This window comes from Streptomyces sp. WAC05374 (assembly GCF_004353505.1).
In the GTDB taxonomy this organism is placed as follows: Bacteria; Actinomycetota; Actinomycetes; order Streptomycetales; family Streptomycetaceae; genus Streptomyces.
Genome location: NZ_SMNQ01000001.1, coordinates 646,867 through 673,214 on the forward strand (window position 1 = coordinate 646,867; position 26,348 = coordinate 673,214).

Annotated in this window: 23 protein-coding genes; 9 read left to right on the forward strand and 14 right to left on the reverse strand. The window is 75.0% G+C overall.

Going from position 1 to position 26,348, the window contains the following annotated elements; all coding sequences use genetic code 11:
* The first annotated feature begins 4 nt into the window (after positions 1 to 4).
* Both E2B92_RS03000 and rfaE2 read left to right on the forward strand, forming a co-directional pair.
* On the forward strand, positions 5 to 682 hold the full coding sequence (locus tag E2B92_RS03000) for a D-sedoheptulose-7-phosphate isomerase (protein WP_126883134.1): 678 nt from the start codon (positions 5 to 7) through the stop codon (positions 680 to 682).
* Positions 679 to 2,079 (forward strand): D-glycero-beta-D-manno-heptose 1-phosphate adenylyltransferase, encoded by a 1,401-nt coding sequence (gene rfaE2, locus E2B92_RS03005; RefSeq protein ID WP_126883133.1) that lies wholly within the window; start codon positions 679 to 681, stop codon positions 2,077 to 2,079. Before E2B92_RS03000 ends, rfaE2 begins: the two co-directional genes overlap by 4 nt.
* 24 nt (positions 2,080 to 2,103) lie before the next feature.
* On the opposite strand, the gene E2B92_RS03010 is transcribed toward rfaE2, so the two are convergent.
* A complete protein-coding gene (locus tag E2B92_RS03010) occupies positions 2,104 to 3,339 on the reverse strand; it encodes an MFS transporter (protein WP_235023693.1) in 1,236 nt (411 codons plus the stop codon).
* Positions 3,340 to 3,760: 421 nt separating this feature from the next.
* Between E2B92_RS03010 and E2B92_RS03015 the strand changes: the two genes are divergently transcribed.
* Positions 3,761 to 4,507: an SDR family oxidoreductase gene (locus tag E2B92_RS03015; RefSeq protein ID WP_126883131.1), complete on the forward strand. Its 747-nt coding sequence runs from the start codon at positions 3,761 to 3,763 to the stop codon at positions 4,505 to 4,507.
* On the opposite strand, the gene E2B92_RS03020 is transcribed toward E2B92_RS03015, so the two are convergent.
* From E2B92_RS03020 to E2B92_RS03035, 4 genes are all read right to left on the reverse strand, one after another.
* A complete protein-coding gene (locus tag E2B92_RS03020) occupies positions 4,508 to 5,536 on the reverse strand; it encodes a DNA topoisomerase IB (RefSeq protein WP_126883130.1) in 1,029 nt (342 codons plus the stop codon).
* Positions 5,537 to 5,591: 55 nt separating this feature from the next.
* Entirely contained in the window at positions 5,592 to 5,930 is a 339-nt protein-coding gene (locus E2B92_RS03025) for a DUF3140 domain-containing protein (RefSeq protein WP_126883129.1), read from the reverse strand.
* A 90-nt stretch (positions 5,931 to 6,020) separates the two neighbouring features.
* On the reverse strand, positions 6,021 to 8,438 hold the full coding sequence (locus tag E2B92_RS03030; protein WP_126883128.1) for a SpoIIE family protein phosphatase: 2,418 nt from the start codon (positions 8,436 to 8,438) through the stop codon (positions 6,021 to 6,023).
* A gap of 60 nt (positions 8,439 to 8,498) precedes the next feature.
* A complete protein-coding gene (locus E2B92_RS03035) occupies positions 8,499 to 11,114 on the reverse strand; it encodes a SpoIIE family protein phosphatase (RefSeq protein WP_133087374.1) in 2,616 nt (871 codons plus the stop codon).
* Positions 11,115 to 11,289: 175 nt separating this feature from the next.
* Here E2B92_RS03035 and E2B92_RS03040 point away from each other — a divergent pair, with 175 nt between their 5' ends.
* A complete protein-coding gene (locus E2B92_RS03040) occupies positions 11,290 to 12,222 on the forward strand; it encodes a MurR/RpiR family transcriptional regulator (RefSeq protein WP_185923640.1) in 933 nt (310 codons plus the stop codon).
* A gap of 302 nt (positions 12,223 to 12,524) precedes the next feature.
* Here the strand turns inward: E2B92_RS03040 and E2B92_RS03045 are convergent, their stop codons facing one another.
* Positions 12,525 to 12,812: a DUF5133 domain-containing protein gene (locus E2B92_RS03045; RefSeq protein ID WP_126886888.1), complete on the reverse strand. Its 288-nt coding sequence runs from the start codon at positions 12,810 to 12,812 to the stop codon at positions 12,525 to 12,527.
* A gap of 273 nt (positions 12,813 to 13,085) precedes the next feature.
* Here E2B92_RS03045 and E2B92_RS03050 point away from each other — a divergent pair, with 273 nt between their 5' ends.
* The 3 genes from E2B92_RS03050 to E2B92_RS03060 all read left to right on the forward strand — a co-directional run bounded on the left by E2B92_RS03050 (position 13,086) and on the right by E2B92_RS03060 (position 15,003).
* The gene (locus E2B92_RS03050; protein ID WP_126886889.1) at positions 13,086 to 13,274 is read left to right on the forward strand and encodes a DUF2795 domain-containing protein; all 189 of its coding nucleotides are present in this window, start codon (positions 13,086 to 13,088) and stop codon (positions 13,272 to 13,274) included.
* 278 nt (positions 13,275 to 13,552) lie between these two features.
* Complete coding sequence (locus E2B92_RS03055) at positions 13,553 to 14,560, forward strand: glycosyltransferase family 2 protein (RefSeq protein ID WP_126886890.1); 1,008 nt, start codon at positions 13,553 to 13,555, stop codon at positions 14,558 to 14,560.
* Complete coding sequence (locus E2B92_RS03060) at positions 14,557 to 15,003, forward strand: GtrA family protein (protein ID WP_126886891.1); 447 nt, start codon at positions 14,557 to 14,559, stop codon at positions 15,001 to 15,003. Before E2B92_RS03055 ends, E2B92_RS03060 begins: the two co-directional genes overlap by 4 nt.
* On the opposite strand, the gene E2B92_RS03065 is transcribed toward E2B92_RS03060, so the two are convergent.
* From E2B92_RS03065 to E2B92_RS03075, 3 genes are all read right to left on the reverse strand, one after another.
* Positions 14,978 to 16,495, reverse strand: a complete 1,518-nt coding sequence (locus E2B92_RS03065) for a DUF6056 family protein (RefSeq protein WP_126886892.1) — start codon at positions 16,493 to 16,495, stop codon at positions 14,978 to 14,980. The genes E2B92_RS03060 and E2B92_RS03065 overlap by 26 nt on opposite strands.
* 162 nt (positions 16,496 to 16,657) lie before the next feature.
* On the reverse strand, positions 16,658 to 17,386 hold the full coding sequence (locus E2B92_RS03070) for a class I SAM-dependent methyltransferase (RefSeq protein WP_126886893.1): 729 nt from the start codon (positions 17,384 to 17,386) through the stop codon (positions 16,658 to 16,660).
* Positions 17,387 to 17,395: 9 nt separating this feature from the next.
* Positions 17,396 to 20,248, reverse strand: a complete 2,853-nt coding sequence (locus tag E2B92_RS03075) for a SpoIIE family protein phosphatase/ATP-binding protein (protein WP_126886894.1) — start codon at positions 20,246 to 20,248, stop codon at positions 17,396 to 17,398.
* Positions 20,249 to 20,375: 127 nt separating this feature from the next.
* Between E2B92_RS03075 and E2B92_RS03080 the strand changes: the two genes are divergently transcribed.
* Positions 20,376 to 21,125, forward strand: a complete 750-nt coding sequence (locus tag E2B92_RS03080) for a carbonic anhydrase (protein ID WP_235023659.1) — start codon at positions 20,376 to 20,378, stop codon at positions 21,123 to 21,125.
* Between the two features lie 6 nt (positions 21,126 to 21,131).
* On the opposite strand, the gene E2B92_RS03085 is transcribed toward E2B92_RS03080, so the two are convergent.
* The 4 genes from E2B92_RS03085 to E2B92_RS03100 are packed head-to-tail and all read right to left on the reverse strand — an operon-like array spanning position 21,132 to position 24,173.
* A complete protein-coding gene (locus E2B92_RS03085; protein WP_126886896.1) occupies positions 21,132 to 21,758 on the reverse strand; it encodes an alpha-ketoglutarate-dependent dioxygenase AlkB in 627 nt (208 codons plus the stop codon).
* Between the two features lie 33 nt (positions 21,759 to 21,791).
* Positions 21,792 to 22,508 (reverse strand): polysaccharide deacetylase family protein, encoded by a 717-nt coding sequence (locus tag E2B92_RS03090; RefSeq protein WP_399431928.1) that lies wholly within the window; start codon positions 22,506 to 22,508, stop codon positions 21,792 to 21,794.
* Positions 22,505 to 23,383: a DMT family transporter gene (locus E2B92_RS03095; protein ID WP_126886898.1), complete on the reverse strand. Its 879-nt coding sequence runs from the start codon at positions 23,381 to 23,383 to the stop codon at positions 22,505 to 22,507. Before E2B92_RS03095 ends, E2B92_RS03090 begins: the two co-directional genes overlap by 4 nt.
* Before the next feature lie 4 nt (positions 23,384 to 23,387).
* Positions 23,388 to 24,173, reverse strand: coding sequence for an SDR family NAD(P)-dependent oxidoreductase (locus E2B92_RS03100; RefSeq protein WP_133087375.1), 786 nt, complete (start codon positions 24,171 to 24,173; stop codon positions 23,388 to 23,390).
* 181 nt (positions 24,174 to 24,354) lie between these two features.
* Here E2B92_RS03100 and E2B92_RS03105 point away from each other — a divergent pair, with 181 nt between their 5' ends.
* The gene (locus E2B92_RS03105) at positions 24,355 to 25,485 is read left to right on the forward strand and encodes an MGDG synthase family glycosyltransferase (RefSeq protein WP_126886900.1); all 1,131 of its coding nucleotides are present in this window, start codon (positions 24,355 to 24,357) and stop codon (positions 25,483 to 25,485) included.
* On the opposite strand, the gene E2B92_RS03110 is transcribed toward E2B92_RS03105, so the two are convergent.
* A complete protein-coding gene (locus tag E2B92_RS03110) occupies positions 25,482 to 26,324 on the reverse strand; it encodes an arylamine N-acetyltransferase family protein (protein ID WP_126886901.1) in 843 nt (280 codons plus the stop codon). The genes E2B92_RS03105 and E2B92_RS03110 overlap by 4 nt on opposite strands.
* Between the last annotated feature and the right edge of the window lie 24 nt (positions 26,325 to 26,348).

Genomic DNA, 26,348 nt, shown 5'->3' on the forward strand with positions numbered 1-26,348 from the left:
CGCCATGACCGATCCCCTCGCTTCTCCCACCGCTCCCCCGACCCTCGACGCGGCGCACGAGCACTGCCGGGCGCTGCAGGACGCGCTCGGCCACTTCCGGCAGCGGCATCTGCACCGGATCGCGGAGTGGGGCGGCCACCTGGCGGCCGTCCTCCCGGTCGGCGGCCGGCTGCTGGCCGCCGGCAACGGCGGCAGCGCGGCCCAGGCGCAGCACCTGACGGCCGAGCTGGTGGGCCGCTACCGGCGGGAGCGTCCCGCCTTCTCGGCCATCTCCCTGCACGCCGAGACGTCCAGCGTCACGGCCATCGGCAACGACTACGGGTTCGACCAGGTGTACGCCCGTCAGGTCGCCGCCCACGGCCGTCCCGGTGACGTCCTGGTGCTGCTGTCCACCTCGGGCCACAGCGCGAACCTGGTCGCGGCGGCGGTGACCGCGCGCCGGGCGGGGCTGCGCGTCTGGGCGCTGACCGGCCCGCGCCCCAATCCGCTGGCGGAGGCGGCCGACGAGGCCTGCTGCGTGGAGGCGGACTCGACCGCGACCGTCCAGGAGACCCATCTGGTGGCCGTCCACCTGCTGTGCGAGTACTTCGACGCGGCGGTGGAGGCACAGGTGGCGGCGGGGCGACCCACTCGTGCGGCGGGCGCGGCGGCGCCGGTCGCGGCCCGGCGGAGGATGTCATGAGCGCGTACAAGCCCTTGGTGGTGGTCGGTGACGTCCTGCTGGACGAGGACATCGAGGGGGTGTCCACCCGGCTGACCCCCGACGCCCCCGCGCCGGTGGTCGACGTCACCGGCGACCAGCGCCGCCCCGGCGGTGCGGGGCTCGCGGCCGCGCTCGCGACGCGCGGCGGGCGGGACGTGGTCCTGGTGACCGCGCTGGGCGACGACCCGGCGAGCGAGGCGGTGCGGCGCAGCCTGCGCGGCCGTGTCCGGCTGGTGGAGCTGCCGCTGAACGGCACGCTGCCGGTGAAGACGCGGGTGCTGGCGTCCGGCCGCCCGCTGGTGCGGATCGACCGCGGCGGCGGTGACCCCGGCGAGCCGGACGGGGCGGTGCGCGACACGCTCGCGCAGGCCCACGCGGTGCTCGTGGCGGACTACGGGCGGCACACCGCGAGCGCGGTACGGGACCACCTGGCGGCCGTCGCGCCCAAGGTGCCGGTGGTGTGGGACCCGCACCTGAAGGGTGACGCGCCGGTGCCGGGCTCGCGGATCGTGACGCCGAACGCCGCCGAGACGATGGCGCTGTGCCGGGGTGACGGCGACTCGCTGCGGGCGTTCGCCGAGCGGGGCGCCGACCTGGCGGAGCGGTGGCGGGTGGCCGCGGTGGCCGTGACGCTCGGCGAGCGGGGCGTGCTGCTCACCCGGCCGGGCACGACGACCCCGATGCTGGTGCCGGCGCCGTACCGGGCGGAGGGCGACGCCTGCGGCGCGGGCGACTGCTTCGCCGCCGCGACGGCCGCCGCGCTGGCGGACGGCGCCCTGCCGGAGGAGGCGGTGCAGCGGGCGGTGGCCGAGGCGGCGGCGTTCGTCGCGGCGGGCGGCGCCGGCAACCCGTCGCTGTGGCGTACGCCGCCGCCGGCCGGGCCCCGGGAGGTGCCGGAGACCGATCCGTTCGTGCTCGCCGAGCAGGTACGGGCGCGGGGCGGGACGGTGGTCGCGACGGGCGGTTGCTTCGACCTGCTGCACGCGGGCCACGTGGGCCTGCTGGAGAGCGCCCGGCGGATCGGCGACTGCCTGATCGTGTGTGTGAACTCCGACGAGTCGGTCGGGCGGCTGAAGGGGCCGGGCAGGCCGCTGAACCCGCTGCCCGACCGGGTGCGGGTCCTCGCGGGTCTGGGCAGCGTCGACGCGGTCGCCGTCTTCGACGGGGACACGCCCGCCGAGCTGCTGGGCCGGCTGCGGCCGGACGTGTGGGTCAAGGGCGGCGACTACTCCGCGGAGGACCTGCCGGAGGCGGAGGTGCTCCGTGCGTGGGGCGGCCAGGCGGTGGTGCTCCCGTACCTGGACGGCCGCTCCACCACGCTGCTGGCCCGGCGCGCCGCCCAGGCGGCCGCCCCGATCCGGCCGCCGGGCCGCTGACGGGCGGCCCGGAGGGGCCGGGTGTCAGGCCGCCGTGGAGAGGGCCGGGACCGCCGCGGTTTCCGGGCGGATGAGGACCGGCTCCGGGGTGCGGCGGCGGCGCAGCAGGTGCCCGGCGCCGATCGCGCCGGCGATGAGCAGGCCGCCGGCGACCAGGGCCCCGCGGGCGCCGGCCAGTTCCATGAGGAGGCCGAGCGCCGGCGGGCCGGCGAGGGACCACATGGTGCGGATGGTGTTCCACACGCCGAGGACGCGGCCGCGCATGTGGGCGGGCGGGTCGGTCTGGAGGACGGTCGTCCCGGCGGTGTCGGAGACCGACTCCACGACGGCCATCGGCAGGACGAGGACCAGGAGCACGGCGAGGGACGGGGAGAGCCCGGCCACCACCTGGAGCAGCGCGCCCGCGGCGGCGAGGGTGCCGACGAGGCGTACGGACGGCTTGCGCAGCCGGGCGCCGAGGACGGCGCCGACGATGCCGCCGACGGCCAGGACGGTGGAGACCGTGCCGAAGGCGCCCGCGCCGCCCGCCAGGGGTCCGGTGACGAGCACGGCGAGGGTGAGGCCGTAGTTGCGGCCGAAGATCGCGCTGATGCCACTGATGCCGGCCAGGGCGACGAGCCGGGGGCGGCGGGCGAAGAAGGCCAGGCCCTCCCGGACGCTCATGTCGTCGGCGGGTGCGCCGGGTGCCGCGGGGGCGGCCCGGGTGACGGCGGCCGCCACGGGGCGGAGGAACGGGATGACGGCCGCGACGAAGAGGAAGGACAGGCCGTTCGCGGCGTACGCGGCGGCCGTGCCGAAGACGCCGACGGCGAGGCCGGCCAGTCCGGCGCCCGCGAGCCGTCCGGCGTTGCTGACGAGGGAGCCGACGCCGATGGCGGACGGGACGTCCTCGGGGCGGACCAGGTCGTTGCCGAGCAGGGAGCAGGCGGGGCCGTCGATGGTGGCGATGAGGCCGGTGACCGCCGCGAGTGCCAGCAGGACGCCCAGGTTGAGCTGGTCGAACGCGACGAGCAGCGCCGTGGCGAAGGCGACCGCGCCGAGCAGCGCCTGGCTGACGGCGGCGGTGAGCTTGCGGGGCCAGCGGTCGACGGCGGCGCCGCCCGCGACGCTCACCAGGAGGCCGGGCGCCGCCTGCACGGACAGGGACAGGCCGGTCGCGGCGGCGGAGCCGGTGATCTGGAGCACCAGCAGGTTCTGCACCGTGAGCTGCATCCACGTACCGGCGTTGGACACCAGGTTCGCGAGCGACCACCAGCGCATGCTGCGGTACTTGAGGGAGCGCCACGGCGCGTGGTCGGCGCGTGCGGCGGCGGGGGCGGAGGGCATGGAGGAAGAAGGCACGGTGAGCTAGGGGGGTGACGAGCCGGTGGACCCGGATGGCGGAATACGGCGGAGAGGAGGGCCAGGTGCTGCGCTGCACGGCCGGTCCACCGGATCTGTCTGCTGCCGCGCGCCTCGTCGGAGGCGGTCCCACGGCCGTCGCCCATCGTGGCAGAAGGGCCCGGGCACCCGAGTGGCCGCTGGGGCCGAAGCGGGGCCCGCCGGACACCAATAGGGGCTTTGACCTGGGCTTTCGGCACTTCTGGTGTGCTTGCTCACAGTGATCGCCCGGCATGCCTTCCGTAGTGGCGCGGGCCACAGTGGGAGTTCACCACGAGAGCGGAAGGCGGAGGTGCGGGCCATGGACGGCGGAGTGCGGGTCGATCTTCGGGGCAGGCAGGCGCTGGTGACCGGCGGGGCGCGCGGACTGGGCGCCTCCATCACCCGGGGCCTGGCGGGCGCGGGCGCGTCCGTCCTGGTGGCGGACGTGCGCAAGGAGCAGGCGCGGGAGCTGTGCGAGGAGCTGGCCCAGGACGGGCGGGACGCCCGGTTCGTGGAGCTGGACGTGCGGGACTCCAGGGCCGTGGCGGAGGTGTTCCAGGAGCTGGAGCGGGACGGCCAGGCGGTGGACGTCCTGGTCAACAACGCGGCCGTGGACGTCTCCAAGCCGATCGAGCACCTGACGGCGGAGGAGGTGACACGGGTGGTCACCACGAACCTGCTGGGGCCGATGTACCTGTGCCTGGAGGTCTACCGCCGCATGGTGGCGCGGGGCGGGGGCCACATCGTCAACATCCTGTCGACGGCGTCGAACCGCACCTGGACGGAGGCGGGCCCGTACGCGGCGGGCAAGTCGGGGCTGCGGGCGTTCACGCACACACTGTTCAAGGAGGCGCAGCGGGACTGCCCGGGCATCGGGGTGACGGGGATCATCGCGGGCGGCATGGAGACGCCGTTCATCCTGGAGCGGTTCCCGGACGCCGACGTGTCGATGCTCCAGAGCCCGGACATCGTCGCCGACACGGTGCTGTACGCGCTGTCGGTGCCGGTGGGCAGCGCGGTGTCGGAGCTGGTGGTGGTGCCGCGCAAGGAGCCGTCCTGGCCGTGATCAGGCGGGGGCGCGTCCGGTGCGCAGCATCCGCAGGACGGCCCGTTCGGCGGGCCCCTGGGTGGCGGGGATGCCGTACGCGCCCTCGTCGCCGAGGCGGGGCAGGGCCGCGGCGACGGTGACGCCCTCCTCGTACAGCTCGATCACGCGCGGGTTGATGTAGGAGGCGCGGCAGACGGCCGGGGTGTTGCCGAGGTAGTCGGCGACCTCATGGGCCGCCCGGGAGACGGCGCGGCGGCGCGCGGTCTCGCTGCGCGCGACGGACTCGGAGACGGCGAGCGCGACCGCGGCCATGACGGTGGCGTGCCAGGTGCGGAAGTCCTTGGCGGTGACGTCGAGTCCGGCCAGCTCCTTGAGGTACGTGTTGACGTCGGCGCCGCTCAGTTCGCTCCAGGCGCGGCTCTGCCAGTAGGCGAAGAGCCGTTCGCCGTCGTCTCGCCGGCGCAGCAGCGCGGTGAGGGCGCGGCAGGTCGGGGGGTCGGCGACGGTCTGGATGAGCTCCCTGCCGTGTTTGCCGGGGTAGGAGAACACCACCGCGCCGGCCTGGCAGCGGCAGTGTTCGCGCAGCAGGGTGGTCAGGCCGTAGCTGTTGTTCTCCTCGGTGTAGCGGTCGCTGCCGATGCGGAAGAAGCCGAGGTCGAGCAGGCGCACGGTGGTGGCGAGCACGCGCTGCCGGGTCAGTCCCCGGTCGCCGAGGTGCGCCTCGACCGCTTCGCGGACGGCGGGGAGCCGCTCGGCGACGTCCAGGACGTGCTCGTGCTTGGCCTGCTCCTGCTCGGTACGGAACTGGGGGTGGTAGAGGTACTGGCGGCGCCCGGCGGCGTCGGTGCCGACGGCCTGGAGGTGCCCGTTGGCGCGGGTGCAGATCCAGACGTCCCGCCAGGCCGGGGGGATGGCCAGGGCCTTGATGCGGGCGCGTTCGGCCGGGTCGCGCAGGGGGCGCCCGGACGGGTCGAGGTAGGTGAAGCCGCGCCCGTGCCGCTTGCGGCGGTGGCCGGGGTCGGTGGGGCGGCTGTGGCGGAGGCGCAACGGACCCTCCTCGTCGGGACACTTACGGCCGGTGGAGAATCCGCGCGCGCTGGCGTCAGGACGGTTTGAGCGGGTCGTGACCGATGTCCATCAGGCCGTGGCGCCAGTCGGTGCCGCCGGCCGTGGGCTCGAGGGAGGGGTCGCGCTGCGAGCGGACGATCTCGCAGACGCGCCGCATGACGTCCACGTCGTCCTGGGTGAGGTCGGTGCGGCGCTTGCCGAGGATCTCCAGGACGCGCCGGCCCCTGGGCTTGCCGGCCCGGTCGGGGACCTCTTCGGTCTCCTCGCCCGCCGCTTCGACGCTCAGCCAGTCCTGGAGTTCGCGCGAGGTCATGTTGACGACGGTGTGGAACTCGTCCCAGAGCGCGTCGTCGATCTGTGCGGACACTGCCATGGCGTGCCTCCTGTGCGTTCGGACCACCCCCGGGTTTCCGGGCCGGTGCCCGGGCAAACACGCCGGCGGGCGCCGGGCGGGACGGCGGGGTCAGGGCGGGATCGGCTGCTCGGCCCAGATCGTCTTGCCGGTGGGGGTGTAGCGGGTCCCCCACTGCTGGGTCATCTGGGCGATCAGGAACAGGCCGCGGCCGCCTTCGTCGTCGCTGCCGGCGCGCCGCAGGTGGGGCGAGGTGTGTCCGCTGTCGGACACCTCGCAGATCAGGGTCCGGTCACGGATGAGCCGGAGCTGGATGGGGCCGGAGGCGTACCGGATGGCGTTGGTGACGAGTTCGCTGACGACGAGTTCGGTGGTGAAGGAGAGCTCCCCGTCGAGCCCCCAGGCGTCGACCTGTCCGGTGGCCAGGGCGCGCGCCCGGCCGACCGCCTCGGGGTCGTCGGCGAGGTCCCAGGCCGCCACCTCGTGGCTGTCCAGGGTGCGGGTGCGGACGAGGAGGAGCGCGGCGTCGTCCTCGACGGGGCCGGGCAGCAGCGTGGCGACGATCCGGTCGCACAGGTCGTCCAGGGGGGTGCGGTGGTCGGCGAGGACGGTGTGCAGCGCGGCGAGTTCGGCGTCGCGGTCGCGGTCGCGGCCCTGGACGAGCCCGTCGGTGAACAGGGCCATGAGGCTGCCTTCGGGGAGGTCGAACTCGGCGCTCTCGAACGGCAGGCCGCCCAGTCCCAGCGGCGGGCCGGCGGGGACGTCCGGGTGGCTGACGGCTCCGGTGGCGGGGTCGACGACGGACGGCAGCGGGCTGCCGGCGCGGGCCATGCTGCACCGGCCGGCCACGGGGTCGTAGACGGCGTACAGACAGGTCACGCCGAGCGCGGGGTCGTCGCCCTCGCCGGCCCCGGTCTGTGTCCCGGTCCCGGCGGCGGTGTGGACGGCGCTCTGTTCGTGGGCGTCCTGGGTGACGAGTTCGTCGAGCCGGGTGAGGAGTTCGTCGGGCGGGAGGTCGAGCCGGGCGAAGGCGCGCACGCTGGTGCGCAGGCGGCCCATGGTGGCGGCGGCGCGCATGCCGTGGCCGACCACGTCGCCGACGACGAGGCCGACGCGGGTGCCGGACAGGGCGATCACGTCGTACCAGTCGCCGCCCACGCCGGCCCTGCTGTCGGCGGGCAGGTAGCGGTGGGCGACGTCGACGCCGGTCAGCCGGGGCAGATGCCGGGGCAGCAGGCTTCGCTGGAGGGTGAGGGCGGCGGCGTGCTCGCGGGTGAAGCGGCGGGCGTTGTCGATGCTGACGGCGGCGCGGGCGACGAGTTCGTCGGCCACCATGAGGTCGCCGGACTCGAACGGGTCGGGGTGGCGGTCGCGGCGGAACGTGACGACGCCGAGGGCGGCGCCCTCGGTGCGCAGCGGCACGGCGAGCCGTGAGTGCACGCTGCCCTCGCCGGTGTCCAGTACGGGGCGCCCGACGGCGAGGCAGCGCGCCTGGAGCGAGTCGGCCGGGTGGTCGACCGGCCGGCGCCGGGCGGGGTGGGCGTCGCCGTCGCCGGTCACGGGCCCCTCCCAGACCCGTACGACGCGCCGGGCGGCGGCCGTTCCGGGGACCGGCTGGTCGCCCTCCAGGACGACGTCGATGAGGTCGACGGTGATGCCGTCGGCGAACTGGGGTACCGCGACGGCCGAGAGCTCCTGGGCCGTGCGGGTCATGTCCAGGGACGTGCCGACCCGGCCGCCGGCCCGTACGAGGAGGTCCAGCCGCTGCTGGGCGAGGTAGCGGGCGGTGATGTCCACCGTCTCCTCGCACACACCCAGGGCGCGGCCGTCGGCGTCCTGGAGGCGGTAGTACGAGCAGGACCAGACGTGGTCGTGCTCGGGGTCGTTGGGCGGGCGGCCGCTGTAGTGGAGTTCGATGACGGGCTCGCCGGTGTCGACGACCCGGCGCATGGCCTCCTCCAGCGTGGCCGGGTAGCCGTCGGAGAGGATCTCGCCGTCGGAGACCATCTCGTCGGGGCCGAGCCCGGCGTACTGGAAGGTGCCCATCTCCCGGTAGAGGGCGTGGTTGGTCCACACGACCCGCAGGTCGGTGTCGTAGATGGCGAGGCCGACGGGTGACTGGGTGGCCAGGCCCCGGAGCATCGACTGGAGGGCCTCCCACCGCTCCGTCTCGTCCGCGTCGGCCACCGCGAGGAGCTTGGCGGGTCCGGTGCCGGCGTGGGACAGCGGGAGGGTCGCGGCCGTCACGCGGAGGATGTGGCCGTCCCGGTGGCGCATGTGGAGCACCTGGCGCCGGGCCTGTGCCGCGCCCGGCAGGGGCGTGGACAGGTGGTACTCGCCGGGCCGGTCCACCACGAGCGTGCCGATGGGGCGCCCCACCGCCTCGTGCGGGGGGTAGCCCAGCAGGGCGTGGGCCGCCGGTCCCCAGCCGACGACCGTGCCGTCGGCGTCCAGGACGGCCGTCGCCGCTTTCGTGACGTCGAGGGGGCCGCGGAAGTCGGCACCCTCCGCCGCGTACACCGCGCTCATGGCACCTGCCTTCTTACGTCCCCCCATGGTCGGTCGGCACCCCGCCCCGCACAACCGCGCTCACGCCGTACCGCTCCGGCCGGGTGGCGCGCCGCCGCGGCGGGCGGCGAGCAGCAGGGCGATGTCGTCGGACCGGTCGCCCGCGGGCGTGACCTCGCGGATGAGGCGCTCGGCGGCGTCGCCGAGGGAGGACACGCCGGCCCCGGACAGGGCGGTGCGCAGCCGTTCGATGCCCAGGTCGATGTCGGTCCCGGGCTGTTCGACGAGGCCGTCCGTGTACAGGGCGAGGACGTCGCCGGGCGCCAGTGTGACCTCGGTGACCGGGTAGGACGCCTCGGGATCGACGCCGAGGACGACGCCCCCGGGAAGGTCGAGGACCCGCGTTGTGCCGTCCGGGTGACGCAGCAGGGGCGGGAGGTGGCCGGCGCGCACGGCCCGGGTGGCGCCGGTCGCCGCGTCGAGCACGACGTAGCAGCAGGTGGCGAACTGGCCGGCGTCGAGGTCGATGAGCAGCCGGTTCGTCCCGCTCATCACCTCCTCGGGGTCGTGCCCGCTCAGGGCGAAGGCGCGGACGGCGCTGCGGAGCTGCCCCATGGTGGCGGCGGCGGCGACGCCGTGCCCCTGGACGTCGCCGATCAGAAGGGCGATGCCGCCCTGGCCGGTCTCCACGACGTCGTACCAGTCGCCGCCGACCTGCATGCCCTGGGTGCCGGGCAGGTAGCGGCCGGCGGTGTCGATGTCGCGGAGCGGGGGCAGCCGGTCCGGCAGCAGGGCGGCCTGGAGGCCGCGGGCGAGGGCGGCCTCGGAGTCGTAGCGCCGGGCGCGGGCGAGGGCCTGGGCGATCAGTCCGGCGAGGGCGGTGAGGACGGTGCGTTCCTCGGGGCTGAAGCCGCGGGGCTGGTCGAAGCCGAGGATGCAGGAGCCGACGGGGCGGCCGGAGGCGATGAGGGGCAGGAAGGCCCGGGCGCCGACGTTGGCGTCCAGGGGGATGCCGGGGTACGCGGCGGCGAGCTGCTGCATGGACTCGAAGAAGATGGGGCGGCCGGTGGTGAGGGTCTCCACGCCGGGCAGCCGGGCGTCCAGTCCGACGCCGTTGAAGCGGTCGAGGAAGCCGTACGGGAAGCCGGTCTCCCAGGCGAGGTGGAGCTGGCGCTCGTCCAGGACGTAGATGGCGAGCTGGCGGCCGCCGAAGGCGGGCAGCAGCTCCTCGGTGACGACGGCGGACACCTGGCGGGCGGTGACGGCCTCGGTGAGCGCGATCGCGAGGGCGACCGGGCGGTACAGCATGGACGCGCGGTCCGCCGGGGAGCCGAGTCCGGTGCCGGTGGCGATGCCGGGCGCGACGACCGATCCGGGGGTGTACGCGGGCTGTTCGGCGGTGGTGAGGGTCATGGTCACGCCCTCGTGTCCGGGGTGGAGGGAGACCGACAGCCAGGTCTCGGTGTCGCGGTGTGCCAGGAAGTGGACGGGCTCGTCGGACAGGAGCGCGGCGCGGAGGCTGTCCTCGTAGGCGGGCTTGCCGAACCAGGGCAGGGCCTCCCACAGGTGACGCCCGAGGAGCTCGGGGCGGCCGCGGCCGAGGAGGGTCTCGGCGGTGCGGCTGACGAAGGTGATCCGCCCGAGCCGGTCCAGTGCGCACACCCCGCCCGGCAGCCGGTCGGCCGCCGCGGCGACGACGGGCCCCGCCCCGGGGTCGACGAGGGTTCCGCGCAGCCGCCGCCCGTGACCGGTCAGCTCCACCAGGCAGGGGCGGCCGTCGCGGGCGTGCAACCAGATGCGGCGGGTGCGGGGATGGTCGGAGTCGGCGACCTGACGCGCGATGGTCCACAGGCCGTACCTGTCCTCCGGGGCGATCAGGACGGCGAGCGCGTCGACGGTGGCGGGGGCGGGGGTTCCGGTGGCGGGGGCGGCGGCGGGGGCGGGCGGGGCGGCGGGGGCTTCGGCGGCCGCGGGGGTGGCGGTGCCCGGTCCGGGGGCCGGGGCGGTGCGGCCGCCGTCACCGGCGCCGGCGCCGAGGATCGCGCGGAGCTGCTCGTCGGTGGTGAGGGCCCCCGTCCCGGTGTCCCACTCCAGGTGGCCGGTCCGTACGGGCGGGGTGGCCCGGGTGGGGAGCTGGACGGGGACGGGCGGGCCGTCCCAGGCGACGGGGTTGCCCCGGGCGGCCAGGCCGGCGAGGTGCGCGCCGAGCCGCTGGGCGGTCTCGTGCATCCGGCGCCGGTCGGCCGGGTCGACCGGGCGGCCCGGTGTGGCGGCCCGGAGCACCACGAGCACCCCGAACGCCTGGCGCCCGCCCGTGCCGTCACCGGCCGGTCCGTGCCCGACTGGTTCGTACAGCGATCCGAACGGGAACGGCAGGCCCGCCATGAGCTGGGGGAACCGGCGCATGGCGTCCTCGGCGTCGGCGAGGTGGACCGGCCTGCCCGAGCGGTAGGACTCGGCCACCGGGAAGGGGCGGTTGCAGTGCATGCGCCACCAGGGGCGGAACAGCGCGGCGGGCAGCCCGCCGAGCACGGCGAGCCGCAGCAGGCCCGGGGTCCCGGAGCGCAGGTAGACCCCGCCCGCGAAGGCGCCGGTCGCCTCCACGGCGCCGATCGTGGCCCGTGCCAGCTCCCGGGCCAGCGCGTCCGTCAGGCCCTGGGCGTCCTCGGTGCCCTCGCTGTGCGGTGTCCCTGGCATGTCCCAGCCTCACTCAGGGGGTGGTGCCCGGCGGCGCCGTGCGCGCTGCGACGCGTGCCGGGGCACACAGCCAGCATGCTCCCGAGCGGCCTCGTCACGCACATCGGCGGGCCCGTGGGCGGCCGGGCCGGTTGAGCTATGTTGAGCGGGATCGGGACACGAAGGAGGCACACCGGTGCCATCAGGGCAGCAGGCACGCGCGCAGGCGGCCGCGATCACGCCGGGCACGCCGTCCTCCGCGGCGGAGGCGGCACCGGCCGTACCCATGGACCGGGTCATGGCGCTCTTCGGCGGCCACCGGCTGTCCCCCGCCCAGCGCCGCATCGCCCAGTACATGATCGACCACCTCACCGAGGCGGCGTTCCTGTCGATCACGGACCTCGCGGAGCGGGTGGGCGTGAGCCAGCCGTCGGTGACGCGGTTCGCGACGTCCCTGGGGTACAGCGGGTTCCCCGCGCTCCGGGAGGCGTTGCAGCCGATCGCGCTCAGCGCGGTGGCCGGGGCACCGGACACCCGCGAGGAGATCCGCCGCAACGAGCTCCAGGCGGCGATCGACGCCGAGATCGAGAACCTGGAGCAGTTGCGCCGGCTGGTGGCCGATCCGGGGCAGATCCTGGATGTCGGCCGCGAGTTGGCCACTTCGGTGCCCTTGACGATCCTGGGGTTGCGCATCTCGGTGTCGCTCGCGGAGTACTTCGCGTACGCGGCGCGCCGCATCCACCCCGATGTGCGCCTGGTGACGCGGGGCGGGAGCGTCGCCTACGACGCGCTGCTGCAGTCCCGGGAGGCGGGCGGGACGTGGGTGCTGGCCTTCGCGATGCCGCGGCACGCCCACGAGACCCTGGCGGCGATGCGGACGGCGCGCCGGACGGGGCTGCGCATCGCGCTGATCACGGATCTGACCCTCGGGCCGCTGGTGGACGAGGCGGACGTGACGCTGACGGCCGGGACGGGGTCGCGCCTGGTGTTCGACTCCTACGCGGCGCCCGGCGTGCTGGCGGCGTCGGTGCTCCAGGCGATGGCGGACGCCAACCCGGAGCGGACCCAGCTCCGGCTGGAGGGGTACGAGCAGGCCGCCGAGCAGCACAACTTCTTCCTCGACGACTGAGGCGTCCGGGCGGTCGACGGGACGACACCGCGGCCGGAACCGCTGCTCACAAGGGCGTTTTCGGTCGTTTTCACGCGTCAGCAAGGCATGAAATTTTTCATACGCTTGCTTACTCGACGGTAAATATATTTACTGCTCGGACACCCCCGGTGACGACAGCCCGGGGAAACGGGACAGAACACCGGCGACGACGCTCCCTCCTCGCGTCGCCCCCGGTGTTTTGACCGGGCGCTCCGCACTCCCCGCGGACACCCGTGGCGGCCCCGGTCAACCCCTGGGCCGGGGCCGCCGAAAGTCCTCCGTCAGGAGGCGGTGCCCGCCGTCGCCGGTGTCGCGGCGACCGCGGTGGCCGCCGCCGCGGCCGTGACAGTGCTCGTGACCGTGGCCGCGGCCGTGGCGGCCAGCCTCGCCCGCGCCGCTGCCAGCGCTTGGTCCACGTGCCGCGTTCCGGTGGTCACGCACAGCGTGTACGTGACATCGTCGAGCCGTCGTTTCAGGTCGGGCGCGAGGGCCAGCTCCTGGGAGGCGGTGCACAGGGATTCGTAACGGGCCACGAGCTCACGAAGCACTGCGGGATGCGCCAACAGCATGAACGTACCTGCCTTTCCCACGCCACGAAGCAAGGAGAGAGGGACGCCGATGCCTGCTCCAGGCCGGTCGCCCCGAGGCCGGGCGATGCGCCGGCCCCCGAACCGGGTCGCCCTCCCGCACATGGATGTGCCCGTACTCTCCGGTCCTCACACGACATTGTGATGCAACCGTGACGGATTCGCGCTGCGTGGGGAAAAAGGGGCCTGTGCTCCATTGTCGTGACATGACCCGCGGGCCCGGTACCGGCTTCGCGCGCGGGGTACCCCTCGACCATGGCTGTGAACCCGATCGAAATGCAGAAGGCCCTCGGCGGCGTCAACTACCCGGCTTCGAAGGAGGAGATCGTCGACCAGGCGTCGAAGCACAAGGCCGGCCAGGAGGTCATGCAGGCCCTGAAGTCCCTGCCCGAGAAGCAGTACGAGTCGCCGGCCGCCATCAACAAGGAGGTCGGCAAGGGCTAGCCCGACCCGGCCACCGGCACACGTCCGCCCCGCCCCCGCGTTCCCGGTGGCGGGGCGGACGCGTGCGCGGGCACGCGCGGTCACGCACTCACCCGAGTGGACGGCGTGGGGCTGTGGACCGCCCGCCGCCGCGCTCCACTGGCTGCACGGGTGGCCGTGGCGGGCGAAGTCCGTCGCCCGGAACAGGCAACCCCGGTGGCCCCCTGGCCATCCTCCCTGTGCGGCGGCCCGAACTCCCGGCCGCCGCCCCGCACACCAGTGCATGGAGTGAGCAGCCCATGGTCCATATGTCGGTCGTCGTCCCGTGCTTCGACGAGAGCGAGGTGATCGACGCCTTCCACACCGCCCTCATAGCCGCGCTCGAGCCGACGGGCTCGACGTTCGAGGTGTGTTACGTCGACGACGGCAGCGGCGACCGGACCGTGGAGCGGCTGCGGGACCTGGCGGCGGCCGACCGGCGCGTGCGCTACACCTCCTTCAGCCGCAACTTCGGCAAGGAGTCCGCGCTGCTCGCGGGCATGCGCATGTCCCGGGGCGAGGTCGTCGTCCTCATGGACGCCGACCTCCAGCACCCTCCCGCACTGCTGCCCCGCATGCTGGAGCTGCACCGGCACGGCTACGACCAGGTGATCGCCCGGCGCGACCGCAGTGGCGAGGGTGCCGTGCGGACCGCGCTGAGCCGCGCGTACTACCGCCTCGTGCGCCGCTTCATGGACGTCGAGATCGTCGACGGGGCGGGGGACTTCCGGCTGCTGTCGCGCCGGGCGGTCGACTCGCTGCTGTCGCTGCCCGAGAGCAACCGCTTCTCCAAGGGCCTGTTCTCCTGGATCGGGTTCGACACCGTCAGCTTCACCTACGAGAACGTCGAGCGGGCCGCCGGCCGGTCGAAGTGGGGCGGCCGGCGGCTGCTCAACTACGGCATCGACGGGCTGCTGTCGTTCAACAGCCGGCCGCTGCGGCTGGCCATCCACACCGGCCTGTGGCTGTTCCTGTCCGCGTTCGTCTACGCCCTGTGGATCGTCGCCAACGCCGTCCTGAACGGCGTCGACACGCCCGGATACGCGACCCTCATCACCGCCATCACCGCGCTCAGCGGCATCCAGCTCGCCACGCTCGGCGTGATCGGCGAGTACGTGGGCCGGATCTACCACGAGGCCAAGCGCCGCCCGCACTACGTGGTGCGCGAGACGGACGCCTCCACGGTCCGCCCCGGCCTCCGGGACGTGCCCGGGGACGTACGCGAGGCGCGCCTGGAGCCGGCGGGACGGGTCCGGCCGAAGCCGTGAAGCCCGCCGTCCTGCGGCAGTTCGTCTCCTTCTGCCTGATCGGGCTGGCCAACACCGCCGTCTACTTCGGCGTGTACGCCTCCCTCAACATCTGGCTGCCGTACCTCGCCGCGCACGTCATCGGGTACGCGGTGAGCGTCGTCGGCTCGTTCCTGCTCAACGCGTACGTCACCGTCCGCACCAGGCCCACCTGGCGGGCCTTCGCACGCTACCCCCTGTCGGGCGCGGCCAACGCCGTGGGCAGCGGCATCCTGCTCCACCTCGCCGTGAGCCGGCTGGGCATGGACGAGAACGTGGCGGCCGTCGCCGCCGGGCTCCTGGTCACCCCGCTCTCCTTCGTCCTCGCCCGCTGGGCCATCACCTCCGGGGCGGCCGCCACCCGCCGGTCCGCGGCGCGGCGGCCGTCCCGCGACCCGGTCAGGGAAGGCGCGTCCCGCGAGTGACCTTGTCGACGCGGTAGTAGTCGGCGACGCACTGGGCGGGCCAGATCCTGGTGCCGTTCGCGCTGAAGGGCTCCAGCATCCCGCTGACCGACACGGGCTTGTACGGCAGGACCTTGGCGCCCTCGGCCGCCCGCTCCCGCAGCCACCGGTCCTGGCGGTCCCACTTCTGCGCCCGTACCCGCATGTCGTGGCCGAGCTCGTACAGCGGGGCGGCGAGCCCCAGGACCGTCACCGCGCAGACCGCGGCGGCCAGTCCCGTGACGGCGCCGGTGCGCACCCCGCGCACCCGCAGCGCCCGGCCGAGGAACGCGCCGGCGGCCACCAGGAGCAGCACGTACAGCAGGAGGTAGTCGTTCCAGGTGCGGGCGGCCGTCACCACGCGGGGGCCGAAGACCGGGTAGGTGATGACGGTGCACAGGTAGCCGGAGACGAGGAACGCCAGCGCGACGAGCCCGGTCAGCAGCAGCGGGCGGCACGGCAGCAGGACGCCCCGGCCGGGTGTAGGGGCGGCCCGCGTGGCGAGCAGGCCCAGCAGCACGCCCGCGGCGAGGGCGCCCGCGTACTGCCAGGTCGTCAGGACCGTCTCCAGGATGCGGACGTATCTCCGCAGGGAGGCGAGCAGGGTGTCGGGGGACAGCATGGAGGCGGTCTCGGCGCCGTACCGCTCGCGCCGGTTGCGCGATCCGGGTGACGTCACGAGCAGGAGCGTGCCGAGGGCGACGCCGGCCATGCCGGCCAGGGACCAGACGCGGGCGAAGGTCCTCACCCGCGCGGTGAGGAACAGGGGGGCGAGGAGGACGACGCCCGACAGCACCACCAGGGCCACCACGGACGCCTCTTCGGACAGGGTGCCCATGAAGACGCCCGCGGTCAGGACCACCGCGAGCGCGGTGATCCGGCCGCGCCGGCCCCGGGCCCGCAGCAGCGGGAGGGCGGCCGCGCAGGCCAGCACCGGGGCCAGGGTGTGCGAGACGGACGCGGCGGGCCAGTAGAAGGTCTTGTACGTGTTCGGGGTGGCGAACAGGAACACCGCGGTGATCAGGGAGGCGACGAGCAGCGGCACCCCGCGCGGCACGCTCTGCCCGGCCCGGCGCAGCAGGTGCGCGGTCAGCGCCCACAGCAGGCCGAGCATGAGGACGCCGCTGACGGCGGCGTACCACTGGTGCCCGGCGACGGGGAACTTCGCGTACAGCCCGACGAGCAGTCCGTTGCCGACGCGCCCGTTGTCGGTGAAGTAGAACTTGCCGATCAGGCCGGAGATGCCCTCGTCGCGCACGACGGGCAGGAAGCACCACTCGTCGGCGCTGGGCCGGACGTACCGGCCCAGGTAGGAGGCGGCGGCGAGCAGGCCGAGCGGCAGCAGCGCCAGGACCGCGGGCCACGGGACGGTGGTCCGTGACCCGTGCGGCTCGCCACCGCCCCGTTCGCGCCCGGGCCCGGGGCTGTCCCCCGGGCCGGGTGGGACGGTGACACTCGATGCGCCGACGGCCATGTCTTCTTCACTGCCTCTCGGGAAACCACTGGTACGACACCGAAGAGGTGAAACGCGCCGGTGCCGTTGTCCGCGGGGCGCGGTGGATTTCGGCGCGCCGCGGACCGGTTTCCACTCGACCGGCTGCTCAGCGCCTCCGCAACCGGCCACCGCCCATGTGGCTCACGGCCGCAGCGCGGTCACCAGGCGGCACCAGGGCGCTCCGCCGGGCCGGCGGCCGAACTCCTCCAGCGGGGTGAGTTCCACGGTGAAACCGGTGCGGGTGAGTTCCGCGACCACGTCGGTGAGCCGCATGGTGCGGTAGTACATGATGAACGGCGGCCGCCACAGCAGGTTGCGCAGCCGCATGGCGGCGTCGAACGCCCACAGCTCCCAGTACGGCAGGGAGCCCACCGGGGGCGGGGCGGGCAGGGGGAAGACGAACCGGCCGCCCGGCCGCAGCGCCCGGTGCACCCCGGCGAAGAGGCGGGGCCGCTCGGCGGGCAGGAAGTGCCCGAACGCGCCGAAGCTGACGGCCAGGTCGAAGGCGGAGCGGAACGGCAGGGCGCGGGCGTCGGCGCGCACCCAGTCGGGGGCGGGCTCGCCGGGCACCGGCGGGTGGGCGGCGCGGGCCCGGGCGAGCATGCCGGCGCTGAAGTCGACGCCCGTCACGCGCTCCCGGCACAGCTCGCGCAGCACGCCCACGCCCGCTCCGGTGCCGCAGCACACGTCTAGGCCCGAGCCGAACGGTCCGAGCGGCCGCAGGGCGCCGGCCACGGCCTCCAGCACGGAGTCGGAGGTGCGGTACGGGGTGCGGTCGAACTTGGGCGCGAGCAGGTCGTAGCCGGTCCGGGTGGAGGAGAGCACCTGGGCGGCGAGCTCGCGGAAGGTGGGGCCGTCGGGGGCGAACACGGGCGCTCCTCAGATGAGACCGGCGTTGAAGACGTCGAGCGGCAGGGTGCCACTGCCGTCCCCCGATGCCGGGCCGGCGCCGGGGAGGGGGAGTTCGGCCCAGATCACCTTGCCCTGGGCGGTGTACCGGGTGCCCCAGCGTTCGGCGAGCTGGGCGACGAGGAACAGGCCGCGGCCGCCCTCGTCGGTGGTGGCGGCGTACCGCAGGTGGGGCGAGGTGCTGTTGTGGTCGGCGACCTCGCAGGTGAGGCCGCGGTCGTGGATCAGGCGTACGCGGACGGGCGCGGCGCCGTAGCGGATGGCGTTGGTGATGAGTTCACTGAGGATCAGCTCGGCGGCGAAGGTCAGGTCCTCCAGGCCCCACTCGGTGAGCTTGCGGACGGCGGCGGAGCGGATGCCGCCGACGGCGCCGGGGTGGAAGGGCACGTCCCAGTCGGCGACGCGGTCGCCGCCGAGGGCGCGCGTACGGGCGACGAGCAGGGCCACGTCGTCCTTGGGGTGGGCCGGCAGCAGTTCCTCGAGCACGAGCCGGCAGCGCTCCTCGGGGGTGGCGGCGGGCCGGCCGAGGGCCCCGCGGAGCAGTTCGATGCCGACGTCGATGTCGCGGGTGCGGTCCTCGATCAGGCCGTCGGTGTAGAAGACGATCTGGCTGTCCTCGGCGAGGTCCAGTTCGGCGGTCTCGAAGGGTATGCCGCCCAGGCCGAGCGGGGGTCCGGCCGGGAGGTCGGGGAACTCGACATCGCCGCCGGGGTGGACCAGCGCGGGCAGCGGGTGCCCGGCGCGGGCCATGGAGCAGCGCCGGGAGACGGGGTCGTACACGGCGTACAGGCAGGTCGCGCCGGTCATTCCGGCGCCCCCCCCCGAGTCGTCCTCGTCCTGGTCGATGCGGCCGACGAGGTCGTCGAGGCGGCCGAGGAGCTCGTCGGGGGGCAGGTCGAGGGTGGAGAAGTTGTGCACGGCGGTGCGCAGCCGGCCCATGGTGGCGGCCGCGTGCAGGCCGTGTCCGACGACGTCGCCGACGACGAGGGCGACGCGGCTGCCGGGCAGGGGGATGACGTCGAACCAGTCGCCGCCGACGCCCGACTGGGCGGGCAGGTAGCGGTGGGCCACCTCCAGGGCGCTCTGCTCGGGCAGGGCGCGGGGCAGCAGGCTGCGCTGGAGGGTGACGGCCATGGCGTGCTCGCGGGTGTAGCGGCGGGCGTTGTCGATGCTGACGGCGGCGCGGGCGACGAGCTCCTCGGCGAGCGCGAGGTCCTCGTCCTCGAAGGGTTCGGGCTTCTCGGAGCGCCAGAAGTTGGCGACGCCGAGGACGACGCCGCGGGCCTTGAGGGGGACGGCGATGAGCGAGTGGATGCCGTACTCGACGATCCGGGCGGCCCGCTCGGGGTCCTGGGCCTGCCAGCCGGGGGCCTGGGACAGGTCGGGCACCAGTTCGGCCCGGCCGCTGCCGAAGCCGCGTGCCTGGGGCGTGGAGGGGACGAAGCCGATCATCTTGCCGCGCGGGTAGAGGGGGTGGTCGTCGCGGATTCCGGCGACGGCGGTGCGGCGCATGTCGGCGGCGGTGCCGCTGGGCTCCTCGCCGCGCAGGACGGGGTCGGCCAGGTCGACGGTGACGAAGTCGGCGAAGCGCTGGACGGTGACCTGGGCGAGTTCCTCGGCGGTGCGGACGACGTCGAGGGTGGTGCCTATCCCGACTCCGGCGTCGTACAGCAGGTTGAGCCGCCTGCGGGCGCCCTCGACCCGGCCGGTCAGGGCGCGCAGCTCGGTGGTGTCGCGGATGGTGGCGACGGTCCCGGCGGGGCCGCCGTGGCGGTCGGTGTGGCGCTGGTTGACGGCGAGCAGCCGGTCGGCCGCGGGGACGACCTCGTCGGTGGCGACGCGGCCGGAGCACAGCAGCTCGGCCATGCCGGGGTCGAGGCCCGGCAGGTCCTTGATGCCGCGGCCCTCGGCGTCGGGCGGGAGCCGCAGCAGCCGTTCGGCCTCGTCGTTGGCGAGCAGGAGCCGGCCGTCGCCCCCGACGATGACGACGCCCTCGCGCACGGCGTGGAGGACGGCGTCGTGGTGCTCGTAGACCCGGGTCATCTCGGCGGGGCCGAGCCCGTGGGTCTGGCGGCGCAGACGCCGGGCCACCAGGGCCGTTCCGGCGGTGGTCACGGCGAGGCCGGCGGCGGCGAGGCCGAGGATGACGGGGAGCTGCCGGTTGACGACGCCGGCCACGTTGCGGACCTCCAGGCCGGCGGAGACGAGGCCGATGACCTTCCCGTCGGAGCCGTTGACGGGGACGACGGCCTGGACCTCCTCGCCGAGGGGCCCGTCGACGCTCTCGGTGTGGACCTCGCCGGCCAGGGACGGTTCGATGGTGCCGACGAACCGGCCGCCGATCCGTTCCGGCTGGGGGTGGGTGTAGCGGATGCCCTTGGTGTCCATCACCACGATGAAGTCGACCCCGGCGGCCTCGCGGGCCTCCTCGGTGAGGGGCTGGAGGACGCTCGTCGGGTCGGGGTGCGTGGTGAGGACCTGTTCGAGGCCCGGGGAGTGCGCGAAGGTCTCGGCGACGGCGATGGAGCGGTTGCGGGCCTCGCGGTCGCTGTCGCTGCGCGACTGCAGGAGCAGTGCCAGGACCGCTCCGAGCACCAGCAGCAGGACGAGCGCCACCTGCAGGACGAAGACCTGTCCTGCGACGCTCCGTGGGAGCCTCTTGGCCAGTGACCGAACCGAGGCACCACGGAATCGGCCGAAAAAGTGGACCACGCTCCCCTTTCTAACACCGCATGGGCCACGGCGACCATGAGTGACCGCCGGTCGCCGGACGACCACGGGCGGCGTCCGGGGCCCGGCGGGCGCCCGGGCGACGGAATGCATGGCTCTGTACAGGGGGCGGCCGGGGAATCCATCGTTCGCCCAACGTACGGCCATACGTCGGCCATGGGTGGCCCAACGGAGATCAAACCCGAACACCCGACGACCGGCCGGACGTACGTTTCACGCCGTGACGACGCTTCCGTACGACGGACGAGTGACCCCGTCCCTGCCCGCTCCCCGTGACCGCCGCACCCTGCTGCGGGCGGCGCTCGGCTCCACCGCCGCCCTCGGTGCCGGGCTCACCCTCGGTGTCGCCCCGGCCGCCGCCGCGCCCCGTTCCCGGGCACCGCGTCCCCGCACGCCGGCCGAGGCGCTGCGCGAGCTGCTCCACGGCAACCGGCGCTGGCACGCACGCCACCAGAGGCATCCGCACGAGGACGGGGCGGCCCGGGCGGCGGCCGTCTCGGGGCAGCACCCCTTCGCCCTGGTGCTGGGCTGCATAGACTCGCGCGTCCCGCCCGAGCTGGTCTTCGACCAGGGCCTCGGCGACCTGATGACGGTCCGTTCGGCGGGCGAGGTGCTGGACGAGGCGGTGCTCGGCAGCATCGCGTACGGCGTGATCGAGCTGGGCATCCCGCTCGTCGTGGTGCTGGGGCACCAGTCGTGCGGGGCCGTGGCCGCGGCGGTGCACGCGGACGAGACCGGCGAGCGGCCGCCCGCCCACATCGACTACATCGCCGACCGGATACGCCCCGCCATAGACCGCGAGCAGACCGGGCCGGCGCGGATCGACGCGACGATCACGGCGAACGTACGCCGGGTACGCGGGCTGCTGGCCGCCGAGCCGGATCTCGCCGCCCGGGTGGCCACCGGCCGCCTGGCCATCGCCGGGGCGCGCTACGAGCTGGGCAGCCAGCTCGTGCGCCTGGTGGCGTAGGCGCGCTCAGCGGACGCCGTGGGGCCGGAACTGGACGCTGATCCTCGGGCCGACCCCCTTGGCCGTCTTGGGGACGGCGTGCTCCCAGGTGCGCTGGCACGAGCCGCCCATGACGATCAGGTCGCCGTGTCCGAGCGGCACCCGCCGGGCCGGTCCGCCCCGGCGCGGGCGCAGGGCCAGGTCGCGCGGCTCGCCGACGGACAGGATGGCGACCATCGTGTCCTGGCGCGATCCGCGTCCGATGCGGTCGCCGTGCCAGGCGACGCTGTCCCGGCCGTCCCGGTAGTAGCAGAGCCCGGCGGTGGTGAACGGCTCGCCCAGCTCGGTGGCGTAGTGCGCCGACAGGGCGGCACGGGCCTGCTCGAGCACCGGGTGCGGCAGCCGGTCGCCGTCGCCGTAGAAGGCCAGCAGCCGGGGCACGGCGACGTCGTGGTCGTACATCGTGCGCCGCTCCGCCCGCCACGGGACGTTCACGGCGAGCTCGTCGAACAGGGCGTAGGCCCCGCTCAGCCAGTTGGGCAGCAGGTCGATCCACGCGCCGTCGCCGAGCACGGTGCGCCGCAGTCCGGACAACGGCCCGAGCCGGATGTCGTCGGTCTGGTCGAAGAGCGAGCCCTGGAGGTGCGCGGTCATGACCCCAGCGTACGAGTAAATCGAATGCATGAGCTATTCGATCAGTCCGTGGCCCTCCAGGGTGCCCACCCGCAGGCCCCGCCGCCGGCACTCCCCGACCAGCCCCGGCAGCGCGCCCAGCGCGGCCCGCCACGCCCCCGGGGCGCTCACCACGTCGGAGTCGTGCAGCAGCACCGTCCCGCCGCCGCGCAGCGTCCTCGTCACCTCCGCCCGCACACCCGGCGCGGTCGCCCCGGCCGTCCAGTCCCGCCCCCACGCCGACCACAGCACCGTGCGCAGCCCGGCGGAGCGGGCGGCGGCCCACCGGCCCCCGGTCAGGACGCCGTACGCGGGCCGGTACCACAGCGGCCGCCGCCCGGCCGTCTCGGCGACCAGGTCCGCCGTACGCGCCAGGTCCCGCACGTCCCGCAGCGGGTGCGGGCACCAGGGCCGGTCGTGCCGCCAGCCGTGGACGGCCAGCTCATGGCCCTCCGCCGCGATCAGCCGCCCCAGGGCCGGGTGCTGGGCCAGCCGTGCGCCCAGCACGAAGAACGTGGCCCGCACGGACAGGGCGTCCAGGGCGCGCAGGAAGTGCGGGGTGCTCACCGGATCGGGGCCGTCGTCGAAGGTGAGCGCCACGTGCGAGGGGTCGCCGCGCCCGTCGAGGCCCGGCCACAGCGCCGCCCGCGCCCCGGGCAGCCAGGTCGCGGCGGGCCCGATGTGCCAGGCCGCCACGGCGCCCAGCACGCCCGCCGCCCGTGCGGCGTTCACCACCGGTCCCCCGAGCGCTCCGGGTCGTCCGTGACGAGCGGGGACCTGGCGAGCTGGACGCAGCCGGCCACCAGGACCGCGAGCGCCAGCACCTCGAACACCACTCGCCACCCCAGGTGGACCCGTTCGGCGAACAGCGTCACGCCCAGCACCACGCTCAGCAGGGCGTCCCCCAGGGTCAGCGCGGGCTGCGACGCCACCAGGGAGCCCGCCCGCAGCGTCACCTGGAGCAGCACGAAGCTCGCCAGCCCCACGCCCACGGCGGCGTACGGCTGCCACGTCGTGAACACCGCGCCGATCCCGTCCGGGACGCGGCCCAGCGCGTCCTTGAGCAGCGCGGCCGTGACCGCGAACCCGGTCGCCGTCGCCGTTCCGAGCACGGCGGCGCGCGGGGCGGGAGACAGCCGCAGCGACACCACGCCCATCACGGCCACGAACAGCCCCGTGCCGAGCGCCGTCCACCCCCAGTCCGCGAGGGGCACCGTGGACCGGCCGCCCGACGGGTCGGCCATCGCCAGGAACACGCCCAGCCCCACCGCCATCGCGGCGAACGCCCACCGGGTCCGGGTGTCGGGACGCTGCCGGAACACGACACCGCCCACCACGAGCGTGAACATCAGCTCGGTGCTCATCACCGGCTGCACCACCGACAGCGGCCCCGTGGCCAGCGCGAGCGCCTGGAGGATGCCCGACACCGCCAGCAGCGCCGCCCCCCACACCCACACCCGCCGGTGCACCAGACCCGCCATCCACGACCCCCGCCGCGCCGAGGCCGGTTCGGTGCCGGTGGCGGCCGCGCCCTGCCGCTGGAGGACCGACGCCCCGGCGTTGCCGAGGGCGGCCAGCAGCGCCAGGCAGATCGACAGCGCCAGCACGGGCTCAGCCGAACTTCTTGGCCAGCGCGCGGAAGAAGCCCGGCACGGCACCGTGCACCCGGGCCGGCATGGCCAGCCAGCCGGGCACGAACACGTCGTCCCGGCCGCGCACCACCGCGCTCCACACCACCTCGGCCACCCGCTCGGGGGGCACCGGGCGCGGATGGTCGCGGTGGTACGGGACGCCCCGCCGGGCGAAGAACGGCGTGTCCACCGCCCCCGGCAGCACGACCGTCACCCCGACACGGGTCCCGGCCAGTTCGTAGCGCAGGCTGTCCGCGAAGGCCAGCAGGCCGCCCTTGGTGGCGGCGTACACCGCCTCGTTGGCCACGCCCACCCGCCCGGCCATGGAGCCGATCATCACCAGGTGGCCCGCCCCCCGCTCGGCCATCCCCGGCAGCAGCAGCCGCACCAGGTGCACCACCGACGTGAGGTTGAGACCGATCAGCCGGTCGACGGGATCGGCGGGCATCGTCGTGAACGGCCCCGCCCAGCCGACGCCCGCGGCGGCCACCAGCGCGTCCACCCGGCCCTCCCGGGCCAGGGCCTCGGCGGCGAGCCGCTCCACCCCCGCCCGCTCCGCCAGGTCCGCCCGCAGCGCCCCACCGCCGGTCCGGCCCGCCACCGCCGCCAGCCGCTCCTCGTCCCGCCCGCCGAGCAGCAGCCGCCAGCGGCCGTCGGCGGCGAACCGGTCGGCGACCGCCTCGCCGATCCCGGAGGACGCGCCCGTGACCAGGACGACCGGCCCTGCCCTTCGAGGGTCGGCCGCGCGGCGGGGCGTAGGGGGCATGGCGATCCTCCGGACTGTCGTGGAGCGTGCCCTTCCAGCCTCCCGGTTTCCCGCGGCTTCGCCTCCCGGCAGCCGCCACGACGCCCTCCGATCCACCCGAACAGTCCGATTCGGCCCCCCGTCGGGCCGCGCCCGGAGGCGGGGCGGACCACGATGGAACGGCACGGAACGGAGGGTCCCCATGGGGCGGCGATGCTTGGTGCTCAGCGCGAGCATGGGCGCGGGCCACGACGCGGTGGCCGGCGAACTGGCCCGCCGGCTGCGCGCGGACGGCCACGACGTCCTGGTCCGGGACGTGCTGACGCTGCTCCCGCCGGGCGCGGGGCCGGCGGTGCGCGGCTTCTACCGGTTCGTGGTGCGGCGCCTGCCCCCGGTGTACGAGGCGATCTACGCGCTGTTCCTGGCGCCCCGGCCCGCTCCCCGCCCCTCCCGCCCCTCCCGCTCCTCCCGCCGGGGCCTGGACGTGACGCCGATGGCCGCGCTGGCCGAGCGGAAGCTGGGCGCGCTCGTGGCGCGGTGGCGGCCCGACGTGATCGTCTCCACCTTCCACCTGGCGGGCCAGATCACCGGCCGGATGCGCGGCCGGGGCGCGCTGGACGTGCCGTGCGCGGTGTTCGTCACCGACTTCGCGGTGCACCGCGCCTGGCTGGACCCGGGCAACGACCTGTACCTCTGCGTCACCGAAACGGCCGCCCGCGCGGCCCGGGAGGGCACCGGACGGCCGGCGGTCGCCACGGGGCCGGTCGTGCCGCCGGAGTTCCACAAGGCGGAGGGCCTCGCACCGGAGACGGACGGGCGGCCGGTGGTCCTGCTGTCCGCCGGCGCGTGGGGCGTGGGGCCGGGGCTGCTGCGGACCGCCGGGGCGCTCGCCCGGCACGGCGTGGCGCCGGTGCTGCTGTGCGGGCGCGACGAACGGCTGCGCCGGCGGGCCGCCCGACTGCCGGGGGTGCGGGCGCTCGGCTGGACGGACGACATGCCGGGGACGATGGCGTCGGCACGGGTCCTCGTGGACAACGCGGCGGGCCAGACCGCGGTGCAGGCGCTCGCCGCCGGGCTGCCGGTGGTCGGCCACCGCCCCATCCCCGGGCACGGGGCCGTGGGGGTGCGGGAGATGGCCGCGGAGGGCCTGACCACGTACGCCGCCGGCCTCGCCGGCCTGCTGGCGGCGGTGGACGAACTGGCGCGCCCGGGGCCCGCGAGGGACCGGCGGACGGCGGCCGGCTCGGCGGTGTTCCGGGCCGACGCCGCCCGCCTGGTCGCGGACCTCGCGCACCGCGGTGGTGCTCAGGGTGGCTCGAAGGACCCGCCTTAGGGCCTGCTGGTGGCCAGCCACTCCTCGTGGGCGCGGGTGACGCGGTCCCACAGGGTGGCGCGGTCCCGCGCGTCCAGGGCGTCCAGGTTCCGGCCGAAGACGTCCGCGAGTGCGGCGTACCACTCCTCCGCCGTGTCCAGCGTGCGTTCGGTGCGCCCGGCGGCGTCGATGCGGGTGAGGACGCGGCCCCGCATGAGGTCGAGCCCCTTCGCGTCGCGGCGCAGGGCCGCGAACGTGTTCAGGAACGGCGAGTCCGGCGCGGTGGACAGCCGCAGGTGCTCCGCGGCGAAGTCGGCCATCGTGACGGGGCGGGCGGCGAACTCCATGACGGGGAAGGAGCTGCCCGGGTCGTTGTGGAAGGTCCAGCCGCCCGGTTCGGTGACCGAGGGTTCCATCCGGTAGGTGAACGGGCCCTGCCGGTACGTGCCGGGGCGCAGCGGCAGCGGTTCGTGGGGGCCGTCGCCGAGGCCGGCGTCGACGAACCACGCCTCGCCGCCGACGCGGACCGTCAGCGCCAGGTGGTTGCCGTTGGCGCCGCGTCCCTCGGGTTCGTGGTGGACGCCGCCGACGTGGCGGGTGACGTCGTAGCCGAGCGCCTCCAGCAGCGCGGCGAAGCCGCCGTTGAGGTGGAAGCAGTAGCCGCCGTGCCCGGCGGCGAACCGGCGTGCGGACAGCTCGGGTTCGATGCCGGGCGGTCTGCCGAGCTGGATGTCGATGTTCTCGTACGGGACGCGTTCCAGGTGGGCCCGTTGCAGTGCGGCCAGCGCCTCGGCGGAGGGTGCGCCGGGGTCGGTGACGCCGAGGCGGGTCAGGTAACCATCAAAACCCTTGAGACTCATGGCCGTTCACTCTAACGAGTGGCT

Excerpts from the sequence above, each read along its gene's own strand:
- rfaE2 (WP_126883133.1), top strand. The coding sequence starts at position 679 with ATGAGCGCGTACAAGCCCTTGGTGGTGGTCGGTGACGTCCTGCTGGAC.
- E2B92_RS03010 (WP_235023693.1), bottom strand. The coding sequence starts at position 3,339 with ATGCGCTGGTGGTCGCTCGCGAACCTGGTGTCCAACGCCGGTACGTGG.
- E2B92_RS03100 (WP_133087375.1), bottom strand. The coding sequence starts at position 24,173 with ATGCCCCCTACGCCCCGCCGCGCGGCCGACCCTCGAAGGGCAGGGCCG.
- E2B92_RS03035 (WP_133087374.1), bottom strand. The coding sequence starts at position 11,114 with ATGCCAGGGACACCGCACAGCGAGGGCACCGAGGACGCCCAGGGCCTG.
- E2B92_RS03085 (WP_126886896.1), bottom strand. The coding sequence starts at position 21,758 with ATGACCGCGCACCTCCAGGGCTCGCTCTTCGACCAGACCGACGACATC.
- E2B92_RS03045 (WP_126886888.1), bottom strand. The coding sequence starts at position 12,812 with ATGCTGTTGGCGCATCCCGCAGTGCTTCGTGAGCTCGTGGCCCGTTAC.
- E2B92_RS03030 (WP_126883128.1), bottom strand. The coding sequence starts at position 8,438 with ATGAGCGCGGTGTACGCGGCGGAGGGTGCCGACTTCCGCGGCCCCCTC.
- E2B92_RS03075 (WP_126886894.1), bottom strand. The coding sequence starts at position 20,248 with ATGCATTCCGTCGCCCGGGCGCCCGCCGGGCCCCGGACGCCGCCCGTG.
- E2B92_RS03105 (WP_126886900.1), top strand. The coding sequence starts at position 24,355 with ATGGGGCGGCGATGCTTGGTGCTCAGCGCGAGCATGGGCGCGGGCCAC.
- E2B92_RS03055 (WP_126886890.1), top strand. The coding sequence starts at position 13,553 with ATGGTCCATATGTCGGTCGTCGTCCCGTGCTTCGACGAGAGCGAGGTG.
- E2B92_RS03025 (WP_126883129.1), bottom strand. The coding sequence starts at position 5,930 with ATGGCAGTGTCCGCACAGATCGACGACGCGCTCTGGGACGAGTTCCAC.
- E2B92_RS03015 (WP_126883131.1), top strand. The coding sequence starts at position 3,761 with ATGGACGGCGGAGTGCGGGTCGATCTTCGGGGCAGGCAGGCGCTGGTG.
- E2B92_RS03050 (WP_126886889.1), top strand. The coding sequence starts at position 13,086 with ATGGCTGTGAACCCGATCGAAATGCAGAAGGCCCTCGGCGGCGTCAAC.
- E2B92_RS03065 (WP_126886892.1), bottom strand. The coding sequence starts at position 16,495 with ATGGCCGTCGGCGCATCGAGTGTCACCGTCCCACCCGGCCCGGGGGAC.
- E2B92_RS03000 (WP_126883134.1), top strand. The coding sequence starts at position 5 with ATGACCGATCCCCTCGCTTCTCCCACCGCTCCCCCGACCCTCGACGCG.
- E2B92_RS03110 (WP_126886901.1), bottom strand. The coding sequence starts at position 26,324 with ATGAGTCTCAAGGGTTTTGATGGTTACCTGACCCGCCTCGGCGTCACC.